The 23,119-nt window shown below is 53.4% G+C and carries 16 protein-coding genes; 10 read left to right on the top strand and 6 right to left on the bottom strand.

Going from position 1 to position 23,119, the window contains the following annotated elements; genetic code table 11:
- Position 1 precedes the first annotated feature (1 nt).
- The 3 genes from MWU62_RS02725 to MWU62_RS18980 all read left to right on the top strand — a co-directional run bounded on the left by MWU62_RS02725 (position 2) and on the right by MWU62_RS18980 (position 5,425).
- Positions 2-2,053, top strand: a complete 2,052-nt coding sequence (locus tag MWU62_RS02725) for a TRAP transporter large permease subunit (protein WP_247113335.1) — start codon at positions 2-4, stop codon at positions 2,051-2,053.
- A 157-nt stretch (positions 2,054-2,210) separates the two neighbouring features.
- The gene (locus MWU62_RS02720) at positions 2,211-4,916 is read left to right on the top strand and encodes a S8 family serine peptidase (protein ID WP_247113333.1); all 2,706 of its coding nucleotides are present in this window, start codon (positions 2,211-2,213) and stop codon (positions 4,914-4,916) included.
- 29 nt (positions 4,917-4,945) lie between these two features.
- The gene (locus MWU62_RS18980) at positions 4,946-5,425 is read left to right on the top strand and encodes a protease complex subunit PrcB family protein (protein WP_247113332.1); all 480 of its coding nucleotides are present in this window, start codon (positions 4,946-4,948) and stop codon (positions 5,423-5,425) included.
- Here MWU62_RS18980 and torD read toward each other — a convergent pair.
- From torD to MWU62_RS02695, 4 genes are read right to left on the bottom strand one after another with little or no spacing between them, the layout of a single operon-like run.
- A complete protein-coding gene (gene torD / locus MWU62_RS02710; protein ID WP_247113331.1) occupies positions 5,414-6,085 on the bottom strand; it encodes a molecular chaperone TorD in 672 nt (223 codons plus the stop codon). The two genes, MWU62_RS18980 and torD, sit on opposite strands and share 12 nt — an antisense overlap.
- Positions 6,082-8,550: a trimethylamine-N-oxide reductase TorA gene (torA, locus tag MWU62_RS02705; RefSeq protein ID WP_281494769.1), complete on the bottom strand. Its 2,469-nt coding sequence runs from the start codon at positions 8,548-8,550 to the stop codon at positions 6,082-6,084. Before torA ends, torD begins: the two co-directional genes overlap by 4 nt.
- A 15-nt stretch (positions 8,551-8,565) precedes the next feature.
- Entirely contained in the window at positions 8,566-9,753 is a 1,188-nt protein-coding gene (torC, locus tag MWU62_RS02700) for a pentaheme c-type cytochrome TorC (RefSeq protein ID WP_247113329.1), read from the bottom strand.
- A 58-nt stretch (positions 9,754-9,811) separates the two neighbouring features.
- Positions 9,812-10,003: a periplasmic nitrate reductase, NapE protein gene (locus MWU62_RS02695; protein WP_247113327.1), complete on the bottom strand. Its 192-nt coding sequence runs from the start codon at positions 10,001-10,003 to the stop codon at positions 9,812-9,814.
- Positions 10,004-10,257: 254 nt separating this feature from the next.
- Between MWU62_RS02695 and parE the strand changes: the two genes are divergently transcribed.
- The 4 genes from parE to MWU62_RS02675 all read left to right on the top strand — a co-directional run bounded on the left by parE (position 10,258) and on the right by MWU62_RS02675 (position 15,641).
- A complete protein-coding gene (parE, locus tag MWU62_RS02690; RefSeq protein ID WP_200365209.1) occupies positions 10,258-12,153 on the top strand; it encodes a DNA topoisomerase IV subunit B in 1,896 nt (631 codons plus the stop codon).
- A gap of 115 nt (positions 12,154-12,268) precedes the next feature.
- Positions 12,269-14,044 (top strand): SLC13 family permease, encoded by a 1,776-nt coding sequence (locus MWU62_RS02685; RefSeq protein ID WP_247113326.1) that lies wholly within the window; start codon positions 12,269-12,271, stop codon positions 14,042-14,044.
- A 399-nt stretch (positions 14,045-14,443) separates the two neighbouring features.
- Entirely contained in the window at positions 14,444-15,004 is a 561-nt protein-coding gene (locus MWU62_RS02680; protein ID WP_247113325.1) for a cytochrome b, read from the top strand.
- Positions 15,005-15,059: 55 nt separating this feature from the next.
- Entirely contained in the window at positions 15,060-15,641 is a 582-nt protein-coding gene (locus MWU62_RS02675) for a YceI family protein (protein ID WP_247113324.1), read from the top strand.
- 36 nt (positions 15,642-15,677) lie between these two features.
- On the opposite strand, the gene MWU62_RS02670 is transcribed toward MWU62_RS02675, so the two are convergent.
- Together MWU62_RS02670 and MWU62_RS02665 are read right to left on the bottom strand one after the other, a co-directional pair.
- On the bottom strand, positions 15,678-17,315 hold the full coding sequence (locus MWU62_RS02670) for a methyl-accepting chemotaxis protein (protein ID WP_247113322.1): 1,638 nt from the start codon (positions 17,313-17,315) through the stop codon (positions 15,678-15,680).
- A gap of 94 nt (positions 17,316-17,409) precedes the next feature.
- A complete protein-coding gene (locus MWU62_RS02665) occupies positions 17,410-17,673 on the bottom strand; it encodes a hypothetical protein (protein WP_247113320.1) in 264 nt (87 codons plus the stop codon).
- Between the two features lie 288 nt (positions 17,674-17,961).
- Here MWU62_RS02665 and parC point away from each other — a divergent pair, with 288 nt between their 5' ends.
- The 3 genes from parC (at position 17,962) to MWU62_RS02650 (ending at position 23,060) form a co-directional block, all read left to right on the top strand.
- Positions 17,962-20,271, top strand: a complete 2,310-nt coding sequence (gene parC / locus MWU62_RS02660) for a DNA topoisomerase IV subunit A (protein WP_247113319.1) — start codon at positions 17,962-17,964, stop codon at positions 20,269-20,271.
- Entirely contained in the window at positions 20,264-21,496 is a 1,233-nt protein-coding gene (gene serB / locus MWU62_RS02655; RefSeq protein WP_247113317.1) for a phosphoserine phosphatase SerB, read from the top strand. The genes parC and serB overlap by 8 nt, the downstream gene beginning before the upstream one ends.
- Before the next feature lie 85 nt (positions 21,497-21,581).
- Positions 21,582-23,060 (top strand): IS1182 family transposase, encoded by a 1,479-nt coding sequence (locus MWU62_RS02650; protein WP_247113316.1) that lies wholly within the window; start codon positions 21,582-21,584, stop codon positions 23,058-23,060.
- Positions 23,061-23,119: the final 59 nt, after the last annotated feature.

Below are 23,119 nucleotides of genomic sequence, written 5' to 3'. Positions count from 1 at the left end.
CATGAATTGGCAAGCCATAACCGCACCGGCCGCAAGAGCCCTATACCCCGTGCATAAAATTCATGGGGCTATTTTGTTGTTGCTGCTGTTTTTTACCCTGCTCCTCGGTATGGGTAACTCGCTTCATTCGCGCTTGCTTTGGGTTGGTGAGCAAACATGGCCGAACTATTATCTGCTGAATCCAGATGCCACGGAGCCGTCGTGTCGGTTGGAAATGAATGTGGATGCAGAAGTTCGCAAACGGGTTGCGGCCTATAAGCCGGATCCGGACGATCTGTTTGATTCCCCACCGAACCCGAATGCCATTCGCACCTCGCTGGAACGAAATCTTGCCCTGTGCGCGGATCAACATGCGGCCTATCAGAATAATCTTGAGCATGCTACGCCTGCGCTGGGCGCTTTCAAGACCGTTGAGCAAGGGTTGGCGGGGTTTCTGCTGGATAACATTGAGCTAACCAAGTACCTGTTTATCGCAATCTTCGCGATGGCGGCGGCGGTGGCAGCTATGGATGCCGACCATATTGCACTGCGGCTGCCCAGAAACCGGTCAGAGTGGCGCTTGAGCCAGGCGGTGCAGTTCGCGGTTAATGGCATGATGGTCTTCTCGATGAACGCCTATTTGGGCCGGTTGGCAAGCTCGCCCGGGGCCGAGTCTACAGTCATACTTCAGTATGCTTGGACAGGCGTGTTCGGCTTGTTCATGGTGGTCAACGCCTTTCGTTTTCTTTACGTGCCCAAGCATATAAAGCCTGGCGGGTTGGCTCTGTCCTCGGGTTTGGTGTTGCCGCTGTATTGCACCATGGGCCTGATAGCCATGGCCTACTTTTTCTTTGTTGATGGCTATGCATCAGGGCTGGCTATTTACTTCGGCATGATGTCCAACCTGTCGTCGATGTTTATCAACATCGGGCTCTATGTTCTGGTGGGCATGGTTCTTAAACAGACCCGCTTGCCAGAGTTATTGCTGAACGTCATCAAGCCCTATAACTTGCCTGCCCCCATGCTGGCCTCTGTGATTATCTTTGCGACAGCTTTTCCCACGGCGTTTACCGGTGCCTCCGGTATTTTCATTCTTGCTGTCGGCGGCGTGGTCTACGATGAGTTGCGCAGGGCAGGGGCTGGGCGGCAGCTGGCGTTGGCAACAACGGCGATGTCCGGGAGTCTCGGTGTTGTTTTGAACCCCTGCTTGTTGATTGTGGTTGTCGCAGCTTTGAACAAGGAAGTCACGACCACTGAAATGTATGGTTGGGGCTTTTGGGTGTTCATTATGTCGGCCACCCTGTTCTCGATCATCGTATGCAAAACGGAAGGCAACTGGCGGCCACGACCGGCTCCGGGCGCTTTCAACGCATCGCTGCAACAACTCAAACCCCTGCTGCCATACGTGGCGGTGGCTGCGGCGGTTATCTTCGCTATCTACTTTGTGCTTGGCCTATCTTTCAACGAATACAGTGCCCCCTTGATCCTGCCTTTGGTCATGCTTGCTCTGGTGTTTCTCGATGCCAATAGTAGCAGCCGTGGAGACAACGAAACCCGCACCCAAGCCTTCTGGGGCAGAAGCTGCACTGCAGCCAGCGATTCGGCCGTGCATATTGGTGCTTTGCTGGCATTGATCGGTTTTTCGATTTGTTTAGGGGGTATTCTTGAACGTTCTGAGATTGTTCATACGCTTTTCCCTGAGCATCTAACCAGTCCCTGGCTTGCGATGTTTGTGATCGTGCTCATGTTGACGGTTATCGGTATGGTTATGGATCCGTTTGGCGCGGTCATACTGGTATCGGCAACCGTGGCACAACCAGCTATTCAACTGGGCATTGATCCTTTGCATTTCTGGATTGTTTGCTTGGTAGCGTTTGAGCTGGGTTACCTCAGCCCGCCTGTGGCGTTGAACCATCTCCTTACCCGGCAGGTGGTTGGAGAAAACGAAGTGCTGGCGGCTGAACGTGTTGGCTCCTTCTGGCATCGCTACGAGCGGCTCCTGTTACCCGTTGCGGTTATGGGACCAACCTTGTTGCTGGTCGCCTTCGTGCCTATGTTGTTCTACGCGACTTGATTTTCACCGTGAGATGTAAGCGCCGCCTTCGGAAAGTTTCCTAAGGCGGCTTTTTTATTTATGTAGAATCATGCCAGAGTGATTAAGTAGCTCTCGGCATCTGGGAAGGGCCGTGTAGCGTATACTTGTTGGCACATCAAAACAGGGGCTAGTGCGAATGCATGCTCACGCAATGGCAGCGACGTTTTTAAAGTGTTCAATTCTGGCGGGGCTGATTGTGGCTCTTTGGGGTTGTGACGGAAGTTCCGGAAGCATTGGGCGAACACCGGGCGATGTTGCGCTATCGGGCAGTATCGCTATCGAAGCCGGAACCCGGGTCGATGCCGACGATGGAGAAACGTTGGCACTGGGTGCTTCTCCCGAGTCTGATGCGCAACTTCTGCCTCCGGAATTTGTTCTTGCGGGTTATGTGAGCCCTGCGTTCGGAGTCTATTCCGGCGCGGGCGATGGGCCTGGGAATGTTTACCCCGCAGACCCTGTTGATATTTTTACTCTGCCTTTGCATGCAGAGCAGAGTATTTCCCTTCAGCCGTTTGCTACCAGTCAGGGCCCATCACCGCTGAGATTGTCTCTGTTTACAGGTAATCGTCTTATTGCCACCGCGTCTACGGGTAACCAATCAGACCCGGTCCAGATTTCACTACCGGAGACGGAGCCAGCAGGCTCTTACAGCTTGGCTGTTGAGGCGACCGGTTTTGAGCCCATGCTCTATATTCTATCGACATCCACAGCAGGTAATGCTTTATCGGCTGGGTTTGAGTGGCCAGATCACGACTTTGTCGATTCCGAGGCCATTGTTGAGTTTAAGCAGGGAATGAGCCAGATGTCCCAACACTCGTTTGGGCCACAAGAAAGCATGGAGCCCAAGCGGGAGTTGTCGCCGGGTGTTTGGCTGGTGCAAGCACCGGCTCAGGCGTTGCGCAATAGCGGCTTGCAAACACAAGACTCGACTCTTGAGTGGGTTCGTGCACTGAGCAAGCGTGCGGATGTGGTATCGGCTACACCCAACTACAAAATGAGGGCGATGAACACAACGCCGCTAAATGAGCCGCTATATAACCATCTGTCTGTAGGGCAGCAGTGGCATTATGAGTTGGTAAACGCTCCAACCGCCTGGCAGTTAGCCAGTGACGGCGGTGCTGGTGTTACCGTTGCAGTGATGGACACGGGGTTGTATGGCGAGCCGGGTAACTGGCACAGCGAGTTGGATGCAAACGTTGTTGGTGGTGCGGATTTCGTATCCGCAGGGTTTGATAACGACTTTGATCTGCCTTCTGGGCGGGATAATGACCCTTCAGACCCAGGAAACGCTGTTGGCACCAGTGTTTATCATGGTACCCATGTGTCAGGTACCATTGCCGCTGCGGTAAATGGTGCAGGCGGAGCCGGTATTGCATATAACGCCTCGTTGCTTCCTGTTCGGGTGCTGGGTGAAGGGGGCACAGGTTCGTCTGCGGATTTGTTAGCGGCCTTGCGCTGGATTGCTGGCTCTGCTGGTGACCGTCGCCGCGCTGATATTGTTAACCTGAGCTTGGGCGGGCTTCCTTTTCAATCGCAGTTGAATGAGGCCATTGCTGACGGTGTTAGTAAAGGCGTGGTATTTGTCGCGGCGGCGGGAAATTCTGCGTCTACGCTGGCCTCCTATCCAGCGGCCTATGATCAGGTGTTTTCTGTAAGCGCTGTTGATGGGGCAGGTGAGCTGTCGGCCTATTCGAATTCCGGCAGCTGGATCGATTTGGCGGCACCCGGCGGCGATGCCAGCCGCGATGGTAACGCTGACGGCCGCAGTGACTTAATCAGCAGCACCAGTGCCAGTCTGATAAATGGCTCCCTGAAAGAGACCTACATAGGCTTACAGGGAACATCTATGGCGGCCCCGCATGTCTCGGCGGTTTTTGCTTTGATGAAGAGCCTCAATCCGGCTCTGGATCATGGCAGGCTGAGAGCCATGTTGATGGCTGGAGACTTGACTTTTCAGGATTGTGGCCGTGAAATCTGCGCCAAAACTGTGGATCGAGGCTGGGGTCTTCTCGATGCAGGCAAGTCCACTTTGGCGGCCTCTACTGCGGTGGTGCCCAATTTGTTGGCATCGTCCCCCGCCATTGTAAGCTTGTCGTCGGAGGGATCTTCTTCCGCGAGCGTGACCTTGAGCGTTTATGGCAGCGACCCGGGCCTTGTAACTATTGAGTCTGTCTCTGTAAATGCACCCTGGGTGCGTTTGGATTCCGCGCCTGCCAGTGGGGCAACTGGAACGGAGTTTATCCTTTCCCTAACATTGCGCCCGGAAGCGCTTGAAGCTGGGATATCGACTCGGGCACCGATTGTTGTGGAATACAAAAGTGATAGGTTGCGCAGGCTTGAAATCCCGGTGATAGGCCAGAGGGTAACGGATCAGCAAGCTCGTGATGCAGGCAGACACTTCGTTTTATTGGTTGATCCCGAGTCGGAAGGTGACTTTTATACGACGGTTGCTCAGACGACAGCGGTGGTTGATAACGGGCAATACCGGTTTTCGTTTGCACCTGATGACGGCGTTGAGCCGCAAACGCTCAATGAGGTTCCGCCCGGTAACTATATTTTGGTGGCCGGATCTGACCTGGATAACGATGGGTTGATTTGCCATGCGGGCGAAGCCTGTGCGGAATACCCGGTAACAGGTCTTAGGCAGGAAATCACTATCAGCCCGGGGCAATCGCTTACAGGTATAGAAATGACAACCAGCTATTCGCGCCCATCCATTTCGGCGGCGACACCCAACGTATTGCCGCGCCCCGGGTTTAGAGGCTATAAGCTTTTGCCAGAGCAAATAGAGAGTGGTTCTGGCCATGAGCCAGCCCACAAACTGATTGGAGCAGAGCGTTGATTTCTGTATGTAGAAGGGTATTTGCAGGCGTGCCATCAGCTTCTTTGGTGGCCGGGCTTGCGTTGTTGGCAGGGTGTGCGTCTTCCCATGTTACCGAGGATAAGCGCGATGCGCCCTTAGCGCGGCAGGTTACTCAGTCAGCCCATTGTGGGCTAACGGGCCCCGGATTGGCCTATGTTCAGACTGCCGAGCGGCTGCAGCAGATGCTTGATCTGCCAACTCAGAATATGGCGGTGCAGCAGTTGCGACAGGTGGATCTCGCCAAAGAACACTTGCTGTTTGTCACGTTAGGGGAACGGCCAACGAGCGGTTACAGCCTTAGCCTGAGTTCTGCGCAGAGCACCACAAGCACATTACAGCTTGCGGTGGCGATGCGTTCGCCGGCGCCCGGAACCATGACCGCTCAGGTTATAACATCGCCCTGCGTAGTGGTGGCGGTTCCTGCTAGTGATTGGTCGGAAATCCGGGTGTCGGGTGTTAGGGACAAAGATCTGATTTTAAAGCCTTGAGGCGGCCTTCGCCGATTCATTTGCCAGCGCTTCGTCCAACGCTGGCAACCCCTTACAGAACTCAAGCAACAGAGCCGCCAGAGCAGGGTAGAGATCGCTCACGGTTTTAACCTTCTGGCAGCGGGCTGCAAAAGCGGGGAGCCAGTTCAGCAGCTCTTCCTCAACAAAGGTTTTGATCTGATCTAATGTGGGCCCTGAATTAGATCGTTCCGCGGTTTCCTGATGTGCTGCGAAGCCATCGCCCAGATATTCAAGCATCACCGACAAGTGGTCTGAAGGCTCCCGAAAATCTGCTGACACCTCTTGCTGGCTAGCTTCCAGTCTCTCTTGCATGCGTGCCTGTGGCTCTGCAAAAAAGCGGCTGCCCTCAGAGCTGTAAAAGGATGCATAGGGGGGGGGGCTGTTTTGCCCGTCCAGCAGGAACATGGAAGCGAAATCTGCTGCCAGCTCCAATTGTGGATGGGCTAGCAAGGTCAGGCCATTGATGGCATTGCGCAACCGCTTAACAGCCTCTGTAAGGTCTGGTAGCTCAGACAGCGAGACGAGCACGGCCTCACCCTCTCCTCGTTGGTAAGCCTGCAGTTGTTCAGCGGTCAACTCTGCTGCAAAGAGACCGGCAAACCAGTTGCAGAGCGCGGGGTGGCGCCAATCTGCATTCATACCTCAACCTCAATGGGCCCGCCGAATGAGGTGACAGCCGGTGCGGTACCCTTGAACTTCTCCATGTTGACCAGACAAGTATTGGCGCTGGTGGCCTGAGACAGGCGCGAAGTGCCTATATCCATGGTGAGGGTGTTGGGGTCACCGTATGTGTCCAGTGAGCCTATGCTGGCATCCTCCGGGCCGTACCATGCGCCTTCCTGAATGCGGATGACGCCTGGCGGGAAGTTGTCGGAAACCACGGCGCCAGCCAGGAGTTGGCCACGGTCGTTGAACACGCGCACCAGATCACCGTCGGCGATGCCGCGTGCCTTGGCGTCTTCAGGGCCCATAAACACCGGTTCGCGGCCCTGTACTGTGTAGGTGGCGCGGAACTCTTCCGATTCGCACATTTGTGAGTGCAGGCGATTGTCTGGATGCACTGATTGCAGCCATAAGGGGAACTTGTCGGAACCCGGCCCGCCGTGTGACCTCTCGGCTTTCTCCATCCAGCTGGGATAGGCCTTGCAGTCGTCATAGCCGTACCGGCCGATTTTTCGGCTACTGATTTCAATAAATCCGGAAGGAGTACCCAATGCGTTCAGTTCCGGGTCTTCCCGGAAGTCGGCGTGCCGCACCCAAGGCTTGCCAGCCCCAAAGTCGATATAACCGGCTTCCCAGAACTCGTCGAATTCCGGCATCTTGAATCCGGCCTTCTGGTTTTCGTCCCGGCAGGCATTGTAGAGGTGCCGCAGCCACTGACCTTCGTCCATGCTGCGACGGTATTCTTCGTGGCGACCAAAGCGACGACAGAGTTCTGTGAATATGTCGAAATCCGTGCGCGAATGGAACAAAGGGTCCACCAGCTTATGCATGGCCAGCAGGCCGCGGTTGCTGTAGGAGCCATAGATATCGATATCGTTGCGCTCAAACTGGGTGCAGGCGGGTAGTACGAGATCCGAGAAGCGGCAGGTGGCGTTCCACGTAAAGTCGATGGTAACCGCAGTTTCCAGCTTGCGATAAGCCTGTTTCATTCGGTTGCGGTCTTGATGACGGTGCCAGGGGTTACAGCCACTGAACACTACCATGCGGATTTCCGGGTAGATTACTTCACTACCGTTGTACTCGATCTTTTCACCGGGTGTTAGGATGCTGTCAACCCAACGCGCAATCGGGATGGTGCTGCTGGCGCCTTTATAGTCTGTGCTCGGGTGCTTTGGTGCTTTGCCCGCGTCTATATTGCGTGGGAAGGCGCCCGGCGCGCTGGCGCCAGAAGCCGATACCCCAATCGAGCTGTAGTGGTGGGCGTAACTGATACCGCCGCCCGGCAAACCAATCTGGCCCAGCATGGTGGCAATTACGGCACCCATCCAGTAAGGCTGCTCGCCATGCTGTTGACGCTGAACCGCCCAGCCAAAGAGAAGCTGTGTGCGGTCCGACGCGAGCAGACGGGCAAACTCACGTATTTTGTCTTCATCGATGCCGCAAATCGCAGATGCCCAAGCAGGTGTTTTCTCAACCTTGTCGTCGGTTTCACCCATCACATAGTCAATGAAGTCTTTGAAGCCCAGCGCGTAGGTTTCGATGAACTTCTTGTCGTAAAGGTTTTCGGTATACAGGGTGTGTGCAATGCCCAGCATGAAGGGTACGTCGGTCATCGGGTTTACGTACAACTGCTCGCAGCCCAGATAGTTCTGGGTTTTGGAGCGAACCGGGTCGACGCTGATTACGCGGATGCTGCCGTTGGCCACTTTGCCTTTCAGCTGCTCCAGATATTCGTAGGATTCGTGGGTTTCACAGTTCCAGCCTACCTGAAGATTTTTGACCGGGTCATTGGCCCACAGGATGACGGTTTTGCTGTTTTCCAGAATCAGCGGCCATGATGTGCCCTGACTGTATACCTCGGTAGAGCCCAGTATGTAGGGCAGAATGCCTTGAGCGGCGCCCGTGGAGTAGTCGCCGATTGAGGCCACCGAATTGCCATGCATGCCGAGGGCACGAGCCATGTGGTTGCCGCAGCTATGTACCTGCCCGGTCTGGCGCCAGCCGGTGGAGTGGTGCAGGGCAGCCGGGCCGTGGGTGGTTTGCACCCGCTCCAGCTCCTCATAGAACAGATCTAGAGCTTCGTCCCAAGTCAGGCGTACAAACCGGTTGTCACCACGCTGGGTGCGGTCGCTATTCTCTCGGTTTTTCAGCCAGTCCAATCGGGCCATGGGGTAGCGAATGCGGGATGGGTTGTAGATGACGCCCATCACACCTTTGATCATCTCGGTTGGGTACTTGTCTTGTTCAAGCGGCTTTATTTCAGCCACCTTGCCGCCTTTTACCAAGGCCTTGATGGCGCCCCAGTGCGAACCGGTGGTTTTCCAGGAGCCTTCAGCTGATACGGCAGCTTCTGCTGTACGCATTAAAAGGCCGGGGCCGAGCATGGCCCCCGCTGAAACAGAAGCCAGTCCTTGCATGAATTGTCTGCGTGTAATAGCCATCTTATGCCTCAAAAGTCAGTGTGCGTTTTCGGCAAAGTCCGAAGAGTGCAGCTGCAGATACTTCAACACCAGAGCTTGGGTTTCCGCATTCATGTTGGTGAAGCCCACCATGCCCGAGAACATTGCGGGCCAGGTGTTAGCATCGAAATGCCCTGGGGCTGGTTCGCCATGGCAAACACTGCAGCCATCTGAGTATGTCTGGTCGGCATAGCTCCAGAGGGCGTCGCGATCAGGCAACAGGCCGCCTTTTTTCGCCCACAGGGTAATATCTGCCCGCTCCCAAGACAGGCCAGTGAGGTCGTCCACTTTGCTTTCGCCCAAACTGAAGCGGGCATCGTCTGTGGCAACCTCTTTTTCGAGAACCGCACTGGCTACGTTAAGACCAAAGCCTTCGTACATGATGCGGCCAAAACCTTTTTGCTTGCGCCATCCAGATACCTGAACTTCCAAAGCATCACCTTTGGTGCTGATCAGGTTTACAGAAGAAGCGGGGTCAAGGTAGCCGGCAAGATTCTGCAGTTCGGGGTCGGTGTAAAGATCAACCGATGTGACTGTGTAATAAGTCTCGCCAGTTGCCAGACGCGCGCCAGCTGCTTGGTCCATCAACCGGGCAAGGGCAGGGTCAACCCCAGTGTTCATCTCTTTGGGCAGGTGGTGGGCAATGCCCTTGTGGCAGTCGAGACAGCTCTGGTTACGCTCTGCGGCGGGCTTCATGAAACGGCGTGCTTCGTCACCCATTTTGTCCCAGTCCATGCTGTCGTAGTCATGACAGTTGCGGCACTCCAACGAGTTGTTGGCTGAAAATCTGGCCCACTCATGCTGTGCAAGCTCCAAGCGCTTGGCCTCAAACTTTTCTGGAGTATTGATGGTTCCGAAAATAGCGCCCCATACTTCTTTACTGGCCTGCATTTTCCGCGCAATTTTATCTGTCCAGTTGTGGGGTACATGGCAGTCCGGACAAGTGGCCCTAACGCCCGTGCGATTTTCGTAGTGCACGGTATCCTTCAACTCTTCGTAAACGTTGTCTTTCATTTCATGGCAGCTGATGCAAAACGCTTCCGTGTTTGTAACTTCGAGGGCCGTGTTAAAGCCGCCCCAGAAGATAATGCCAGCGACAAAACCGGTAATGATAACCAGCCCCAAGCTGATGTGGACGGGTGGGCGATTTAGAGTCCGCCAAAGGGACTTTATGCGTTTTAACATGAGGTTCTGCCCGGGTCAGATTTTTGTGGTTTGTAATACAGGTGGTCTGCGCTTGCGCTCATGGGTGCCCCGGGGGGCCTAGGAACATCTGCCCAATCCACACGGCAAAGCCATATCCGCCAACCACGGCAACGGCTGTGGCTGGCAAGATTACAAAGGTCACCATCAATAAAACCTGCCACTCCCGGGCCTTGGTGATTGCTTTGCCGTCCTGATCGGTCGTTGCCGAAGTATCAGGCTGTTCGCCCATGACCATACTCCTTCTATTTTATTAGGATTCTCTACAGACTCTGCGCTTATAACAGCTGAGTGTAGTTGATGTTTGTCAATTTTGCCCGAATCTAATGGCTCCTGTTTGTTTTAGCAAGGCAGGTTGCTGATGGCTTTCAAAACGCACCAAAGACCGGCCTTAGATGCAGGAACTTCAATCAGCCGTTGATCTTTGGCCGTGAATCCATAAGCTATGAGATCGAATTTTCCTTCTCGTGGAGTTACGTCCAGCCTATGAGCGAGCAACAATATAACGCCGATGCCATTGAAGTACTGAGCGGCCTGGATCCGGTGCGCAAGCGCCCCGGGATGTATACAGACACCAGCCGCCCGAACCATTTGGCGCAGGAAGTAATCGACAACAGTGTGGATGAGGCTTTGGCAGGCCATGCTCGCCGTATTGATGTGGTGCTTTATGCAGACGGATCACTGAGCGTTGAAGACGATGGCCGGGGTATGCCTGTCGACCTGCACAAAGAAGAAGGCCTCTCGGGGGTTGAGCTGATTCTGACTCGGCTGCACGCGGGGGGTAAATTTTCTCAGGGTAACTACAACTTTTCGGGCGGTTTGCACGGCGTCGGTGTTTCGGTAGTTAATGCGCTCTCCAAGCATCTTGAAATTAGCGTAAAGCGTAACGGCCAACTCCATCGCATGACGTTTGCCAACGGTGACAAGGCTTCTGAACTGGAAGTTATTGATACAGTTGGTAAGCGCAACACCGGAACCCGCATCAAGTTCACACCGGATGCCGCTTATTTCGATAGTCCCAATTTTTCTGTGAGCCGCCTGCGCCACAACCTGCGCGCCAAAGCAGTGCTTTGCCCAAGCCTGACGGTAACCTTTTTGCAGGAAAAGACTGGCGAAAAAGATGAGTGGTTTTATGAAGAAGGGCTGCGTGATTATCTGCGCACCGCGCTGGTCGATTATGAAGTTGTACCTCTGGAGCCTTTTATAGGCAGTTTTTCCAGTAAAAATGAAGCCGTTGACTGGGCTATTCAATGGCTACCTGAGGGCGGCGAGGGAGTCATGGAAAGTTATGTAAACCTGATTCCTACCGTTCAGGGTGGTACCCATGTGAACGGCTTGCGCACCGGGCTGCTCGAAGCTATGCGGGAGTTTTGTGAGTTCCGTAATTTGCTGCCGAGGGGCGTTAAGTTGTCACCAGAAGATATTTGGGAACGGGCGGCTTATGTGCTTTCCTTCAAAATGCAGGAACCGCAGTTTTCCGGGCAGACCAAGGAGCGCTTGTCGTCACGAGAGGCGGCGGGCTTTATTTCCGGTGTGGTCAAAGATGCATTTAGCTTGTGGCTGAACCAGCATACCGATGTGGCCGAAGTGCTGGCGGAGCTGTTTATAAGCAATGCCCAGCGCAGACTCAAAGCCAGTAAGAAGGTGGCGCGTAAACGAGTGACTTCTGGGCCAGCGCTGCCGGGCAAGTTGGCGGACTGCTCGGGTGGTGATACCGCTCGCTCCGAGTTGTTCTTGGTTGAGGGAGACTCGGCTGGCGGTTCTGCCAAACAAGCTCGTGATCGTGAATTTCAGGCGGTTATGCCGTTGCGCGGGAAAATTCTGAATACCTGGGAAGTGGATTCCAGTGAAATTTTGGCGTCTCAGGAAATCCATGATATCGCCGTTGCCATAGGCGTAGACCCGAATTCGGACCAGTTGGACGGTTTGCGCTATAACAAGATCTGCATCCTCGCCGACGCAGATTCCGACGGCTTGCACATCGCGACACTTTTATGCGCTCTGTTCCTTAAACACTTCAGGCCCGTTGTCGCTGCAGGCCACGTGTTTGTTGCCATGCCGCCGCTTTATCGGGTTGATCTGGGTAAGGAAACCTTTTACGCCCTCGATGAACATGAAAAGCAGGGTATTCTGGACCGCATCGAAGCTGAAAAGCGTAAGGGCAAAATCTCGGTAACCCGCTTCAAGGGGCTGGGTGAAATGAACCCGCTGCAATTGCGTGAGACTACTATGGCGCCGGATACTCGCCGCTTGGTCATGCTCACTATTGAAGATGGAGATGATACCGACAGCCGCATGGATATGCTTCTGGGTAAGAAGCGCGCATCCGATCGGAGATCTTGGCTGGAGGCCTATGGAAATATGGCGGATGTTGGCACTTGACATTTTTTTATTGTCGGTCTTATTCGTTTTGGGTATATAAAAAGAATGCGTTATTCTTTTTAAGTCTTCTTTAAACTCGTTATCCTGCCGGTTTTCTGATGGGGAAGAGCCGTAAATGGACTGGCAAGGATGGTTTTCGCTGGGTCTGGCGGGCGTCGCGCTTATACTCATGAGCTCAGGGCGCTATGCGCCCCATTTAGTTCTGATGGGTGTGATGGTTGTGCTCAGTGCCAGTGGCATCGTTTCTGCCGACCAAGCCCTGTCGGGTTTTTCGAATACGGGGCTAATTACTGTTGTAGCCTTGTTTGTGGTGGCAGCGGGCATTCACCATTCCGGTGGCGTCGATTTGCTGGTTAGGCACTTGCTGAGAAACCCCAAAACCGTTCGCTCGGCGCAAGCGCGCATTACTCTACCAGTCGCATTGTTGAGCGGTTTTCTCAATAACACCCCCGTTGTCGCTACCATGATTCCGGCGATCCATGCCTGGTCTCGGAAGATCGGTATTGCCCCCTCAAAGCTGATGATCCCTCTTAGCTACTCCGCCATTCTCGGTGGCACGCTGACTATGATAGGCACCAGTACCAATTTGGTTGTTAATGGCCAGTATGAGCAATTGACCGGAGATGCCGGGCTTTCCATTTTCTCTATTACGGCCGTTGGCCTGCCGGTGGCCATTCTGGGTATCTCCGCAATATTGCTTTTTATGCCCCGGGCGCTTCCAAACCGGGAGGACCGACATAAATTTGGCTCAATGAGGGAGTTTACGCTGGAAGTTGCCGTTGCGGTTGATGGGCCCTTGGTTGGTAAAACCGTGGGTGAGGCTGGCCTAAGAGAGTTGGAGCGACTTTATCTGGTAGAGATCGAGCGTGATGGCAGCGTGGTCACGGCTGTGCCTTCTGAAGAGCGCTTGTGCGGCAGCGATCGGCTCGTATTTGCCGGAGATACTCAGGCTATTTCAGACCTTCTACGAATAAATGGCATTGTGCCATCTGTGCACGCAGATGAGCCGAGCTTGAGTCAGCATCGTGCGGAGCGTTGTTTAATGGAGGCTGCGCTGTCTCCCCAGTCTGAGGTCTTGGGGCTGACCATTCGTGATGCTCGGTTTCGAGAACGTTACGGAGCCGTTGTTTTGGCCGTTGCCCGTGGCGGTGCTCGAGTATCTGGAAATTTGGGCAATATTCGCCTCAAGCCTGGTGATGTGTTGTTGCTAGAAGCGCGCCCCGCATTCGTAAGTCGTCAACGTTACAACAAAGATTTCCTGCTTATAAATGATCTGGAAACCGAGGCTCCGAGGCACGATCGCGCGTGGCTATCTTGGGGCATCTTGATTGTTCTGGTGGGGCTGGCGGCTTGTGGTGTGCTCAGCATGCTAAACGCCGCCCTGCTAGGCGCCGCCTTAATGATTCTGAGTGGCTGTTGCTCCGTAGGTCAGGCGCAGAAATCAGTGGATGTGCCAGTGGTTCTCACGATCGCGGCTTCGTTCGCTCTGGGCGCGGCCCTACAGGAAACGGGGGCGGCCAGTTATGTTGCTGGCGTTATTCTCGGCCTTAGCAAGGGCCATGTTTTACTGGCTCTGTTTCTTGTCTATTTTTCTGTGTCTGTGTTGACAGAGGTGATTACCAACAACGCGGCAGCTGTGTTGGTGATTCCTGTTGTGTTATCGATGACTGGCACCATGGAGGTTGCGGCTGAACCCTTCGTGATAGCGGTAATGATGGCCGCGTCGGCCAGTTTTGCCACGCCGCTGGGGTATCAAACCAACATGATGGTATTTGGCCCGGGAGGCTACCGTTTTTGGGATTTCGTGCGCGTTGGCTTGCCAATGAACGTGTTCGTTGGGCTGGTATCGGTTGCGGTGATTGCGATGGTGTACGGAATTAGCTCGGGCTGAACGCCTTGGCAGTAAGTATTATCGGCCAGTTTGTCTTCTGCTTAGCGAAAATTTGGCAGCTCTCTGTGCGTGAAAAGGGTTACACAGAGAGCTACCACTTAATCAGTTGTTGCTTGGGATTACAACGGATTCGTCGAATTCAAGTTCCATGTCCTATCCTCTCGTTCAATGAGGCCCCCGACGGGGCGCTTTAATCATAGAGAAAGTCTACCGGGTTAATAAAAATCGACAATCCGTACAACCCGAATGAGACCAAAGTCAAGCCGTTTCGAGTGTTACACTCCCATGGTCAAAAATTTTGACCATGGGAGGCAAAACATTCCGATTTCTTTTAAGCGTGCGGCTTTTTATACTCAATACAGTTCAAGTTGCCGACCCGAATATGAGGCCTAAATTGCTATGCAAGTAAACAATGTCCCTGCCAGCTATGGCTTGTTGGCGATCCTGCTTCACTGGGTTGTGGCGTTTGCCGTGATAGGTCTGTTTGCCCTCGGCTTTTGGATGGTGGACTTGTCTTACTACGACGATTGGTACCGGCGTGCTCCAGACATTCATCGCAGCATAGGTATTTTGTTGTTCGCTCTAGTGGCGTTTCGACTGCTGTGGCGATTTATTTCACCTTCACCGAAGCCGATTGCCACACATAAACGCTGGGAGGTTTTAAGCGCCCGGGTTGCTCACATGTTGCTATATATCGTGGTTTTTGTGGCTATGGTGAGCGGCTTTTTGATTTCAACCGCCGACGGTTCGTCCATAAGTGTATTTGGCTGGTTTGAGGTGCCATCGGTCACCGGTCAGATTAAGGGGCTCGAGGACACTGCTGGTCTGGTGCACTACTGGAGCACATGGGCGCTGGTTGTTCTTGTGTCTGTTCACGCTGCAGGTGCGTTGAAGCATCACTTCTTCGACCGTGATGAGACCCTTCGCCGAATGGTGGTTCCTGCGCGGGGGAATGATTGATGTGTACAGCTTTGCACTTAAATAGCGCGTTTCTATTTACCTAAAGGAGAATGTTATGAAGAAATTACTACTTGCATCTGCCGTATCTATGGCGCTGGCAGGAAGTGTTCAGGCCGACGAGCACAGTGGAACCTATGCATTCGACAAAGAGGGTGCCCACCAGTTCATCACCTTCAAAATTTCTCACTTGGGCTACAGCTGGCTCTACGGCCGCTTTAACGATTTTGACGGTCAGTTTGTATACGATGCCGAAAACCCGGAAAACAGTTCAGTAACGGTGTCCATTGATACCAGCAGTTTGGATTCCAACCACGCCGAGCGGGATAAGCACCTCCGTGGCAAGGACTTCCTGAACGTGAGCAAGTTCCCCGAAGCGAGCTTCAAAAGTAAGCGCGTAGTTGTTGACGATGAAGGCGAAGCGGACGTGATAGGTGATTTCACACTGCACGGTGTCACTCGCGAAATCACGCTTGACGTGGAAATGCTAGGCCACGGAAAAGACCCCTGGGGCGGCTACCGCATGGGGTTCGAAGCTGAGACGGAATTGCGCCTTGAAGACTTTGGCATTCCTACAAGTCTCGGAAAAGCGTCTGAGACAGTAGAGATCACCATCTCTGTTGAGGGTGTTCGCCAGTAAGCCCCTAGCTCGCCTGACATGGTAGATTCCGGGGGGTTATACCCGGAATCTACCTGTTTGCTTCTCTAACTCCCGTGCATACTCGTCAAGCGATTGACTAATGCTGTTTATGTCTTCTGATCGTGTCGCACTTTCGGTTGCCAAATCATTGATTTCAGTAATGCTCCGGTTAATTTCATCGACCACCTGAGTTTGCTCTTCTGTTGCAGAAGCAACGCTCGTGTTCATGTCGGTTATCGTAGTCATAGCTTCGAGGATTGCGTTTAATTCCTGCTCCGCTTCGGTTGACAGCTTCACGGTTTCCGCTGCTTCCTGACTCCCCGTCTCCATTACGGCAACAATATCGGCAACACCGTTTTGCAGGGCTTCAATCATGGCTTGAATGTCTTCCGTGGACTGCTGCGTACGTTTTGCCAGAGTGCGTACTTCATCCGCAACAACTGCAAATCCACGACCTTGATCGCCTGCTCTGGCAGCTTCGATGGCTGCGTTCAATGCCAGCAGGTTTGTCTGCTCTGCAATGCCCCTGATGACGTCCAATACCGATGCAATATTGTCTGAGTCATCGGAGAGTTTGCGAATAACGTCAACCGCTTTTGTGATTTGGCTGGATAAGCGGCGTACTTGCTCCGACGATTTTCGGATAATATCTGCACTGTTATTGCCTTTGCTTTCGGCATCCCTAGTGACATCTGCTGCCTGAGACGCGTTTCCGGCAACTTCTTCTATCGCGCTCTGCATTTCGTTGATAGCGGTCGCAACCATTGAGATGGCGCCGGTTTGTCGATTTACACCTTCGTTATTGTCATTTGAAGCCTGGCGCAGGCTGTCAGCCCCCTGACCCAGCTCTACAGTCAGCTGCTGAATCGAAGCGATCATAGACTGAAGGTTGTTAAGAACCTGATTGAAGCTTTTTGCGAGAGCGCCCAGATCGTCATCAACTTCTACCGGAATACGTTGGGTAAGGTCACCGTCGCCTTGGGCGATGTTATCCAATTGCTCGCGAAGAGCTGATATAGACTGAATGATCATCCGGAGGAATAGGAAGAAAATTGCGATGCTACCGATGATGGCGAGTGAGGTGATTACTAGGATTGCAAAGGAGCTACTTTGGCCCTCGCGTGAAACAGCCAAAGCCCGCTCCTGGGCCCTTTCATCTGCGTGGGCGCCAACCTTGTCAAAATAGTTCCGTAAGGCTTCAAAGCGTTTTGCAGCTTCAGTTGAGGCGAGTTTTCTAGCCTCTTTGGGTTGACCTTGTTCCGCCAGACTTATGACTTGGCGAGCTGATTGCTGCCAATTTTCAAAGGCGGTGTCGAACCCCTGAGTGACTGCGGCAACGCCGGTGCCAGCGAGTTGTTTTATGGTTTTCTCAAAGCGCGCTCGTGCCTGATCTGCATTTTCTTCAAACGTCACAATGAATTCTGAGCCGTCTTCGTTATTGATACTGGCGTCAACATAGGCCATTTGGGCAACTAGCGCTTGATAAAGATCTCGGTCCCCATTCAGGATTTGGCTGACTGAGGTCAAATAAGTCTCAGCGATATCTTCGGTGCCTGAAACTAAATGACGGGTAGTGTTAACGCTGAACAGCCCTATAAAAATAAGGGCGACGGACGTGATCGCAAAAGGGAGTGCTATTTTCGAGCGTAGCCCGAGGCGTTTGATTATTGTCATAGTGGGCCCTAATGTCTACTGGTGCTTTTCACAGCATAGCAGCGCTGAGCCGAGTGGTAGAAAATTATTAAAATGTGATCACTTCACCGGTGCATTAGGCGTCTGAGTGAAGGCTTTGATGGGAGGTTGTTGATGTTTCCTGCCCCGCTTCGTTAGAGCGGTATAGGTGTCGTTGGCGCCAGAACTGGGCACCGAAAATAACCAGCCCTATCAATAAACCAGCCCATAGATAGGGCGCCGGAACTTGAAAGCTTCCGCTGATTGCAAATTCTACAAGAAGCATTAACGCCACGGCTAGTGCCGCATTCACCATGGCGGTAACCATGGCTTGCCCGCAGGCTTTGAGATTGGGTTTCATAGTGTTCCGCTTGTTAGAAAGGAAAACGGTCTTCTATTCATCACTGACCGAAGAGCATACGGCGCACCTTACAGTCTCTCCATGCGGGAATTCCGCTATTGGAATCGATGGCTTCGGGTATGGATAGCGTATTTTCGCCAATATATCCGTGGGTTGTTGGTGTATCTGTCCGGTGCTCCATATAATGTCCCTCTGCTTTGGCGCACCATTTTCGTGATTATTTAGAGTGCGCAGGGTAGCATCACGGACTTCTTAAAAATCAGGCACTACAGGCAAAAAGAGGCATCCATGCCAGAGTTTCAGACGACGGATGAAGGCTTTGAGCGGGTATCACTCAGAGACTACACGGAAAAAGCCTATCTCGATTACTCCATGTACGTCATTCTTGACCGTGCGCTCCCAAATGTCGGGGACGGGCTGAAGCCGGTTCAACGGCGAATTATTTACGCTATGTCAGAGTTGGGCCTTAAGTCGACGTCAAAGTACAAGAAATCTGCCCGCACCGTAGGTGATGTCCTTGGTAAGTTCCACCCGCATGGGGATAGCGCTTGCTATGAGGCTATGGTGCTCATGGCTCAGCCATTTTCCTATCGCTATCCGCTAGTGGACGGCCAAGGCAACTGGGGCGCGCCAGATGATCCCAAGTCTTTCGCTGCGATGCGGTATACCGAGTCACGGTTGGCAAAGTTTTCTGATCTGCTACTGACAGAGCTAGGGCATGGAACCGTAGACTGGGTGCCCAATTTTGATGGCACTATGGATGAGCCCTCGGTTCTGCCCGCGCGGTTGCCTCATGTTCTGCTAAACGGGACCACCGGTATCGCCGTGGGCATGGCAACAGATATTCCACCCCACAATGCACGGGAAGTTACCGCCGCTTGTATTCGATTGTTGGACGAGCCTGATGCAACTGTCGATCAGCTGTTGGAGCACGTAAAAGGGCCGGATTTCCCGACATACGCGGAGATCATCACACCCAAAAAAGATCTGCGCCAAATGTATGCAACGGGCCGTGGCTCTTTACGAATGCGTGCCCGCTGGGTTCGGGAGACTGGTGAGATTGTTGTTACAGATTTGCCCCATCAGGTTTCCGGGAACCGTGTACTGGAGCAGATTGCGCACCAAATGCAAACCAAAAAGCTGCCAATGGTGGCGGATCTTCGTGACGAATCTGATCACGAGAACCCAACCCGATTGGTGATTGTGCCGCGCTCCAATCGCGTGGATCTCGATGGGCTTATGGCACACTTGTTTGCCAGCACAGATCTTGAGAAAACCTATCGGGTAAACATCAACGTTATTGGTAACGATGGCCGCCCGGGTGTGAAAGGTCTGCACCAGATGCTCACAGAGTGGTTGACCTTCCGCCGCACCACAGTAACCCGCCGCTTGCAACATCGTCTCGACAAGGTGCTGGCGCGTTTACATATTCTGGAAGGCTTGTTGATTGCCTACCTGAATATCGACGAAGTTATTCACATTATTCGCACAGAAGACAAGCCTAAGGCGGTCTTTATGGAGCGATTCGGTTTATCTGCGGATCAGGCCGAATCCATTCTTGAGCTCAAGCTGCGGCACCTGGCCAAGCTTGAGGAAATGAAAATCCGTGGCGAGCAAGACGAACTGGCCGCGGAACGGGATGAGCTGCAGTCTATTCTCGGTTCCGAAAAACGTTTGCGCGAGCTGATTAAAAGCGAGTTGCAGGCGGATGCGCAAGAATATGGTGATGACCGCCGTTCTCCGATTGTTGAGCGTGAAGAAGCCAAAGCGTTCAGCGATAATGATCTGGTTTCTAACGACCCGGTTACCGTTGTGTTGTCCGACAAAGGCTGGGTAAGGGCTGCCAAAGGCCACGACATAGACCCGGGCGGGCTGAGTTATAAAGCTGGAGACAGCTTCGCCTTGGCAGCACGTGGGCGTAATAACCAGCAAACGATCTTTTTGGATTCGACCGGCCGGGCATACTCGCTGATGGCTCATAGCCTCCCGTCTGCCCGTGGGCAGGGCGAGCCGCTTACCGGCAGGATAAACCCGCCCTCCGGGGCCAGTTTCTCAGGTCTCTTAATGGGTGACCCGGCCCGCAAGACGCTTCTGGTGACTGATGGTGGTTATGGGTTTGTGACATCGCTGGATGACATGATCAGTAAAAACCGGAACGGCAAGGCTGTAGTGAGTGTGCCTAAGGGGGCGAAAATTATGCCTCCGCTGCTTATTCCGGTTACAGAGAAAGCTCTGTACCTTGGAGCTATCTCGAACGAAGGCCGAATGCTGGTATTCCCACTCAGTGAACTGCCGGAACTGAGCAAAGGCAAGGGTAACAAAATCATTAGCATACCTTCCGCACGGGTTCAGAACCGCGAGGAGTATGTTGTCGCCATTGCTGTGTTCGCTGAAGATGATCAGTTAGAGGTGCGCGCAGGCAAGCGCAAGATGGGTCTTCAATTTGCCGATCTTGAGCACTATCTTGGAGAGCGGGGCAGGCGTGGGCATAAACTGCCCCGTGGTTTGCAGCGCGTTGATGCGATTGATGTAATCCCCTCTGCCGAGCGTGCGAAGGAAGAGGAGAGTGCGAAGGTGGAGAACTCCGACAGTGAGTGAACTAGTTCTGATAAACGTGTCCGGGCGCGATAAACCAGGCCTCACGTCGGAAATTACCGGCATTATGGGGCAGTACGATGTGCGGATTCTGGATATAGGGCAGGCGGTTATTCACGACCATCTAACCTGGGGCATCCTCATTGAAATTCCAGATGAATCAAAGTCCTCCCCAGTGATCCGGGACCTTCTGTTCCGCTTGCACGCGCTCGATCTTCAGGTTCGGTTTGCTCCGATTACCGTGGAGGAATACCAAACCTGGGCAGAAGGTAGAAACCGTGCTTGCTACATAGTTACTCTTTTGTCCCGTGACATCAAAGCGGAACAGATTGCCCGCGTCTCAGCGATTACTGCTCGCCATGGCCTAAATATTGACAATATTTCCCGACTATCGGCGAGGCCGTCACTCAATGCAGCAGGTAACGGCATTGCTTGTGTTGAGTTCTCTGTACGAGGCACACCCTCGGATCTGGAGCAGCTGCGAGCTGATTTTCTGCATATTGCAGGCGAAATGAACGTGGATATTGCCTTTCAAGAGGATTCCATTTTTCGCCGAAACCGGCGCTTAGTGGTGTTTGATATGGACTCCACTCTCATTGAAGCCGAAGTGATTGATGAGCTCGCTCTGGAAGCGGGTGTCGGTGAGCAGGTTGCGGAAATAACCGAGCGGGCTATGCAGGGTGAGCTGGACTTTAGCCAGAGCTTTGCAGAGCGCCTTGCGTTACTAGAAGGCTTGGATGAATCAGTGCTAGAGCGGGTTGCCAGCCGGTTGAAAATGACAGAAGGTGCGGAGCACCTCATCCGAAGCTTGAAAGCGCTCGGCTACCGAACGGCGATCCTTTCAGGAGGCTTTACTTATTTTGCCCGGCACCTTCAGAGTAAATTGGGCATTGATTACATCTATGCAAATGAGTTGGAAATTCGGGATGGTAAAGTAACCGGTGAGGTTTCCGGCCAGATTGTCGACGGTAAGCGCAAAGCGGAGCTCTTACTGGAAATTGCCAAAAAAGAGCACATTTCCCGTGAGCAGGTTATTGCAGTGGGTGATGGGGCGAATGATCTGCCGATGCTGAGTCAGGCTGGTCTAGGCGTTGCGTTCCGGGCAAAACCGTTGGTTAAGGAATCTGCCCGTCATGCAATTTCGACGCTTGGCTTGGATGCTATCCTATACCTGATTGGCTTTCGTGAAAGTGAAACCAATCAGGGACTAAAAAACGCCGGTTTCTGAACCGGCGTTCAGACTGCTGACAAACCCTCGCCATTTCGGCGGGGGTTTGTTGTAATTGGGGTATCGACTTTTCAGAGGCTGCCCCATGCTCAAAGAGCCGTCCCCGCAACAACACGAACTCGAGATGGTCAGTCTCGAATCGCTAGTCCCCGACAACCACCTTCTTCGCAACATTGATCAGTACATCGATTTCGAATTTATTCGCGATCGGGTTCGGCATTTGTACTGCTCGAACAATGGCCGGCTGGCACTCGATCCCGTGGTGCTGTTCAAAATACTGTTTCTCGGCTATCTGTTCGGTATTCGAAGTGAGCGTCAGCTGGTGAGGGAGATACAGGTTAACGTGGCGTATCGTTGGTTCTTGCGTTTTAACCTGACTGACAAGATTCCGGATGCCTCTACTCTTAGCCAGAACCGCCGGCGGCGGTTCCAAGATAGCACCATCTATCAGGACATCTTTGATGAGATCGTGCTCCAGGCCATGGGCTATGGCCTCGTAGGCGGCGAAGTGTTGTACACCGACAGCACGCACCTCAAGGCCAACGCCAACAAGAACAAGTACGATCTGAAGCAGGCGGAGGCGAAAGTGGCGGCCTACCTGGACAGTCTGGAAGATGCCATCGAAGGCGATCGCAAAACCCAGGGTAAAAAGCCCTTGAAAACGAAGCTGTCCGAGCAGCCAGCCAAGACCAAAGACATCAAGATCAGCCGTACCGATCCGGACAGTGGCTATATGGTTCGGGAAGGCAAGCCCAAGGGCTTCTTCTACCTGGATCACCGCACCGTCGATGGCCGCAACGCCATCATCACCGACAGCTACGCCACACCGGCCAACCTCCATGACAGCCGCCCCTACCTCGATCGGCTCGATCGACAATGTGAACGATTTGGCTTCGATGTCTGGGGTGTGGGCCTGGATGCGGGTTACTACATGGCAGGTATCTGCAAGGGCCTGAAAGACCGGGGCATCTATGGGGTCATGGGTTACCGGCGACCAAACAAGCCCAAGGGTTATCTCCCAAAGCGGGCCTTCACCTATGACGCTGAAACGAATACGTATTGCTGCCCGCAAGGTCAGCAACTGATCTACGCCACGACCAATCGACTGGGCTACCGTGAGTACAAGTCCAATCCGGCTCACTGCAGAAACTGCCCACAGTTAAGCCAATGCACGCGCAGCGCTAACCACGTCAAAGTACTTACCCGGCATGTCTGGCAGGACAGCAAAGACCGAACGGATAGTTACCGGTTAACCCCGTGGGGCAAGGCGCTCTACAAACGACGACAGGAAACCGTGGAGCGGTCGTTCGCCGATGCCAAACAGTTGCATGGCCATCGTTACGCTCGCCTGCGAGGGCTCTCGAAGGTGCGTGAACAGTGCCTGTTGGCCGCCGCTGCCCAGAATATGAAGAAGATCGCGCAGATCCTCGCGCGTCTTTTATGGCTCAAATCCCTTGGAGTACCTGGCTTGCAGAGCCAAATTCCGAAATGGGGCCGGAAATTGGCTTATCTGGCCGATTGGCAATTTCATCAGGAATACTGGACTAGACCCGTCGCCAGCTGAATTTAAAACGCCCAAACGCAACAAACCCCGGAAAAAACCGGGGTTTGTCAGCAATCTGA

It is taken from the genome of Marinobacter sp. S6332 (assembly GCF_023016045.1).
In the GTDB taxonomy this organism is placed as follows: domain Bacteria; phylum Pseudomonadota; class Gammaproteobacteria; order Pseudomonadales; family Oleiphilaceae; genus Marinobacter.
This window is presented reverse-complemented; position numbering and strand designations above follow the sequence as displayed.